We start from the raw sequence: 5125 nt of genomic DNA on the forward strand, positions 1-5125 counted from the left end.
GCCCTCACCCCCGTCAGCGCCAGCACGCCCCGGGACTCTTTCACTTTGAGTCCTAGTCGGTCCCAGGCCAGGGACTCCACCATGCGTGGGGGGAACTCGGAGGGGGTGAGCTGGACGGTGCGTGAGGCCCCTTCGCGGAAGAGGACCAGGGGGAAGGCGGAGCGCGCGGGGTAGCCGCGCACGCGGGTGTCGAAGTCCTCGGCGTCCTGGATGCGGGAGCCGCCCAGCTCCGCGACGATGTCCCCTCGCTTCACGCCGGCCTGGTCCGCCGGGCTGCCGGCCTCCACGGACGTCACCAGCGCGCCGTAGGAGCGGTCCCACCCGAGCTGTCGGGCCGCCCTCGGCGTCAGGTCCACGGCATCCAGGCCCACCCAGGACGGGCGCACCTTGCCGAAGCGGGTGAGCTCATCGACGATGCGGCGCACCTTGTCGGCGGGGATGGCGAAGCCGATGCCCTGGGCGCCGCCGCCGAAGATGGCGGTGTTGATGCCGATGATTTCTCCGTCCACGTTGAGCAGCGGGCCGCCCGAGTTGCCGGGGTTGATGGCCGCGTCCGTCTGGACGAAGTCGTTGTACACGCGGTTGTCCGCGCGGAAGGTGCGGCCCACGGCGGAGACCACGCCCGCCGTGACGGTTTTGCTCAGGCCGAACGGGCTGCCGATGGCGACCACCGTCTCGCCAATCATCAGGTCCGCGCTGGTGCCCAGCCGCGCGATGGGCAGCGCCTCCTTCGCCGTCACCTTGAGCACGGCCAGGTCGTTGCCCGCGTCGCTGCCGATGACCTCCGCGTCGTACGAGCGACCGTCCGCGAGCACGACGTGGATGGCGGAGGCGCCCCGGATGACGTGGTCATTGGTGACGATGATGCCCGTCGGGTCGATGATGACGCCGCTGCCCAGGCCCTCGATTTTCTGGCGGCCCTGCTCGCCGCCCATGCCCCCGAAGAACTCCTCCAGCGGAGACCGGCGGCGGAAGCGCGACTCCACCTCCTGTTCGGTGCCGATGTAGACGACGGCCGGGGAGACCTTCTGGACGACCTCCACCACGGCATCGCGACGCCGGGCCATGTCCGCGCTCGCGCCGCTGGACGCCAGCAGCGTCACCACCAGGGGTCCCCACCTCATGACTCCAGCCTTCATGTCAGCCCTCCGTGCGCCCGCAGCGGATTGTCCGGCGAATGACACGCAGACTGTCGGGAAGCCGGCGTCATTCCCACGATTCGCTGGAGGCGGTGCGTTGCCTTTCATAGATCAGTCCGCACGTCCGTGAACGATTGCATCACCGGGAGGCGGCCGTTCCCCGAGGATTCCGGTTCATCCCAGGGGCAGGCGAAGTCCTGGCGGCGTGGCTTGGGGGCCGCGCTGGTGCGGAGGAGCGGAAGAATGAGTCTCGTCCTGGTCGCGGATGATGAGCCCGCCGTGCTGGAAGTTCTCAGCCAGGTGGTGGAGGACCTCGGGCATGAGGTGGTGAGGGCCCGAGACGGCGAGGAGGCGCTGGGCCTGGCCCGGGCGTGTCGCCCACACCTGGTGGTGACGGACCACATGATGCCTCGGCTGAGCGGGGTGGAGCTGTGCCGCCGGTTGAAGCGAGACGCGGACCTGAAGGACGTGCCCGTCATCCTGCTGAGCGCCGTATTGCCGCAGGGGGCGCCGGAGGCGCACGCGTTCCTGCACAAGCCGTTCGAAATCACGGACTTCGAGGCGCTCATCCACCAGTCGCTGGTGAACGCGCCGAAGCCCGTGGTGGGAGTCGAAGTCCCACCTGGGGCGACGCTGAGCCAGTGGGCGGCGAGGGCGCTGCAGGGGCCGCTGGAGGAGGCGCGGCGACAGCTTCGTCGCCTGGAGTCGGGGCCCTCGGTGGACCGGGCCGCGCTGGAGGTCCTGCGCGCGCAGCTCGAGTCGATGGATACGGTGGCGTCGGAGCTGGCGCGCCTGCATGGGGGCGCGCTGTCCGTGGAGTCCCCGTTGGGGCGGGGCCTGTTGTTCGGGGCTCGGGTGCCGAAGGGGAGCGTGAGCTGACGCTCAGGCCTTCTGGGACTTCAGCATCCAGCCAATCATCTTGTAGAGCAGGCGGGCGCCGACGTTGCCGTCCCACTCGCTGCCTTCGGGGTCCGGGGCGACTTCCGTCAGGTCGAAGCCGACGATGGTGCGGCCGGAGCGGACGACGCCGGAGATGAGGGCGATGGCCTCCGGGAAGGACAGGCCGCCGGGGACAGGTGTGCCGGTGTGCGGGCAGAGCACGGGGTCCAGACCGTCGATGTCGAACGAGAGGTAGACCTGCTGTGGGAGCAGGGCGACCATTTCATCGACCTGGCGGTTCCAGGGGATGCCGTCGAAGCGCTTGTTCTGGAGGGTGGCGTCGAAGAAGCCGTGGACGCGCCCCTTCGAGTCCTCGATGTAGCGGTGCTCTTCCTGGCTCATGTCGCGCAGGCCGACCTGGACGAGCGTCTTCACGCCGGGGATACGCTCGGAGACGTTGTACATGATGGACGCGTGGGACCAGGTGAAGCCCTCGTAGGCGACGCGCAGGTCGGCGTGGGCGTCCAGGTGGAGGACACCCAGGCCGGGGTACTTCTCCGCGTGGGCGCGGATGATGCCGAAGGAGATGGAGTGGTCTCCGCCGACGGCGGCCACGCGCTTGCCCTGGTCGAGCCAGTGCTTCGTGGTGCGGTAGACCAGCTCGTTCATCTGGTCGCAGAGGGCGTTGACGTCGCGAGCGGCGGCGAGCAGCTCGGCCTCGCCGGAGTGGATGCCGCCGGCCTCGATGACGACCTGGGCGCGCTCCTTGGCGCGGGTGTTCCAGTCGCGGAGCTCCTCGGACTCGGGGAGCATGGCGATGCCGCGCTCGTAGGGGCGGCCCGTCTCCACGTCGAAGAGGTCGACCTGTCGGCTGGCGTCCAGGACGGCGGCGGGGCCCTCGGAGGTACCGCCGCCGTAGCTGGTGGTGGCCTCGAAGGGGACGGGGATGAGGACGACGTGCGCCTCGTCGGGAGAGTGGGGGAGTCCGAAGACGCCGGAGCCCGGCTGCGCCGCGGCGCTGGGGTCGAAGTGGGTGGCCATGGCGGCGGAGGATAAGGGGCCGGGAACGGGGTGCAACTGTCCGTTAGGGGCGCGGGCCACACTTCCCCACGGTCTGGCCCACCTCTTTCAGGCAGTGAAGGGTTCCGTCGCCTGGCGCGCAGTCGTGGTCCTTGGTGCAGCCCATGTCGACGGGGCAGTCATGGCCGGCACCCCCGCTCAGGGACGTCACCGTGAAGTCCGAGTTCGCGACGGATTCGATGATGGGCTGATTGCCCACGGCGCCCGCGGAGACGTGGCGCAGCTCCAGGGTTCTTTCCTCCCTGGTGACACGAAGCCGCAGCTCGGAGGGTCTCGTCTCGGGCGCCGTACAACCCGGTTCGAGTGCATCTCTCGTCGCCATGAAGATGGCGGTCTGGAGTGACTGGGCGATTGCAATCGATTCGGCACCGGCCGCGATGGCGACGGGAGTGTGGGTGCCAGGCGTCACGCCGTTGGTGTCGAACTCGAAGATGCACCGACGATTGCCGTCGCTGAGGATGACGAGTTCGCCGTCATTCACTGTCCCGTTGACCTGGATGCGGCCCTGGGCCCGGCCAGGAGTCTGTTCCTGGGTGCAGTCGTGGCTGCACGCGCCGCATGCATTTGAGTTCCCATCATCACAACTCTCGGGAACCAGGCTCGTGACATTGACATGCCCATCGCCACACTTCGCGACCCTGCAGGTGTCGACGCAGTTGTCGCTGCTGTCCTCATTCCCGTCGTCGCACTCTTCTCCGGGGTCGACAAGGCCGTTGCCACAGCGCTCATTGGACCGACAGTCCGCGCGGCATCCGTCGCCGTCACGTGTGTTGCCATCGTCACACACTTCACCCGAGGCTGTGTCGACGAGGCTGTTGCCGCACCGCTCCGTGGAATGACAGTCATCGCGGCACCCATCGTTGCTCACGGTGTTTCCGTCGTCACACTGCTCGCCTTGTTCCGTGTCGCGCACTCCATTTCCACACGTTTCGTTGGAGTGACAGTCTGAACTGCACCCATCACTCCTGAGCTTGTTGCCGTCGTCACACACTTCCCCTACGACGGAATCGACGACGCCGTTCCCGCACGTCTCCGTGGACTTGCAGTCGGCACTACAGCCGTCACCCGAGAGGGTGTTCCTGTCGTCGCACTTCTCGTCCGTGGCCGCGTCCACGACGCCGTTGCCACAGACCTCCAGGGACCGGCAGTCCGCGCTGCACCTGTCTCCGCTCTCGTTGTTTCCGTCGTCGCAGGTTTCACCCCACTCGACATTGAGAAAGCCGTCGCCGCATTTCTCCTGGGACTTGCAGTCCTGGGAGCACCCGTCGCCACCGACGGTGTTGCCGTCGTCGCAGGCTTCCTGGGTTACGGCGTCGACGACGCGGTTGCCACAGGACTCATCGGACAGACAGTCGGCGCTGCATCCGTCGTTGTTCGTGTTGTTTCCGTCGTCGCACATCTCGCTATCGGCCGCGCTGAGGATTCCATCGCCGCACCGCTCGATCTGGCACGCGGAGTTGCACCCGTCGTTCTGGTTGATGTTTCCATCGTCGCATTGTTCGCCCTGGTGGGTCTGGACGAGCCCGTCACCACAATCGTTGAGGATGCAGGCCTTTTGGAACGCGGCGCATCTCTGGCCTTCGGGGCACACGATTCCGGAGGGACAGACCGTGCTCTCGGGCTGGACACAGGCGAGGGGGCCGGCGGTCAGGAATGAGAGGATGAACGCCGTAACGGTTCCACGGAGGAAGGAGTCCTGGTTCATGAATCACCTCTTCAGAAGCGAACCGTGCCCACGACGCCCTTCGATTCGGAGTCGAGAGTGGGGGCAATGACCATGGATGGACCTGATTCCTCGGGATTGAGGCGGAAGGCCCGCTGACGATTGAGATAGATGAGCACCGCCCCCGTGACGGCGGCGGCGCCTCCCAGGGAATAGGCACCCACGGCACCCGCGTGGAATCTGGAGCCCGTTCTGCGGAGCGCCGACAGCTCTCCCTCCAGGAGGCTCCCCTTGGGGTCGATGCGTGAATCGAAGTCCCGGAAAGCCTCATTCGCCTTCCAGTGCATCAGTCTCTTATACACAG

The 5125-nt window shown here is 67.2% G+C and carries 4 protein-coding genes and 1 pseudogene; 1 reads left to right on the forward strand and 4 read right to left on the reverse strand.

Annotation, left to right across the window (positions count from 1 at the left end; genetic code table 11):
- A partial coding sequence (locus FJV41_RS47840; RefSeq protein ID WP_141649306.1) for a trypsin-like peptidase domain-containing protein occupies positions 1–1139 on the reverse strand: 1139 nt, incomplete at its 3' end.
- Positions 1140–1382: 243 nt separating this feature from the next.
- Here FJV41_RS47840 and FJV41_RS47845 point away from each other — a divergent pair.
- The gene (locus FJV41_RS47845; RefSeq protein ID WP_141649307.1) at positions 1383–2018 is read left to right on the forward strand and encodes a response regulator; all 636 of its coding nucleotides are present in this window, start codon (positions 1383–1385) and stop codon (positions 2016–2018) included.
- 3 nt (positions 2019–2021) lie between these two features.
- On the opposite strand, the gene FJV41_RS47850 is transcribed toward FJV41_RS47845, so the two are convergent.
- From FJV41_RS47850 to FJV41_RS47860, 3 genes and pseudogenes are all read right to left on the reverse strand, one after another.
- Positions 2022–3059 carry an agmatinase family protein gene (locus FJV41_RS47850; RefSeq protein WP_141649308.1) on the reverse strand — a complete coding sequence of 346 codons (1038 nt, stop codon included), beginning with the start codon at positions 3057–3059 and terminating at the stop codon, positions 2022–2024.
- A 43-nt stretch (positions 3060–3102) separates the two neighbouring features.
- The gene (locus FJV41_RS47855) at positions 3103–4803 is read right to left on the reverse strand and encodes a DUF4215 domain-containing protein (protein ID WP_141649309.1); all 1701 of its coding nucleotides are present in this window, start codon (positions 4801–4803) and stop codon (positions 3103–3105) included.
- A gap of 11 nt (positions 4804–4814) precedes the next feature.
- Positions 4815–5125, reverse strand: a pseudogene (locus FJV41_RS47860) (hypothetical protein); the annotation flags it as partial.

Origin of the sequence: Myxococcus llanfairpwllgwyngyllgogerychwyrndrobwllllantysiliogogogochensis (assembly GCF_006636215.1) — a bacterium.
Taxonomy (GTDB): Bacteria; Myxococcota; Myxococcia; order Myxococcales; family Myxococcaceae; genus Myxococcus; species Myxococcus llanfairpwllgwyngyllgogerychwyrndrobwllllantysiliogogogochensis.

Excerpts from the sequence above, each read along its gene's own strand:
- FJV41_RS47850 (WP_141649308.1), bottom strand. The coding sequence starts at position 3,059 with ATGGCCACCCACTTCGACCCCAGCGCCGCGGCGCAGCCGGGCTCCGGC.
- FJV41_RS47845 (WP_141649307.1), top strand. The coding sequence starts at position 1,383 with ATGAGTCTCGTCCTGGTCGCGGATGATGAGCCCGCCGTGCTGGAAGTT.
- FJV41_RS47855 (WP_141649309.1), bottom strand. The coding sequence starts at position 4,803 with ATGAACCAGGACTCCTTCCTCCGTGGAACCGTTACGGCGTTCATCCTC.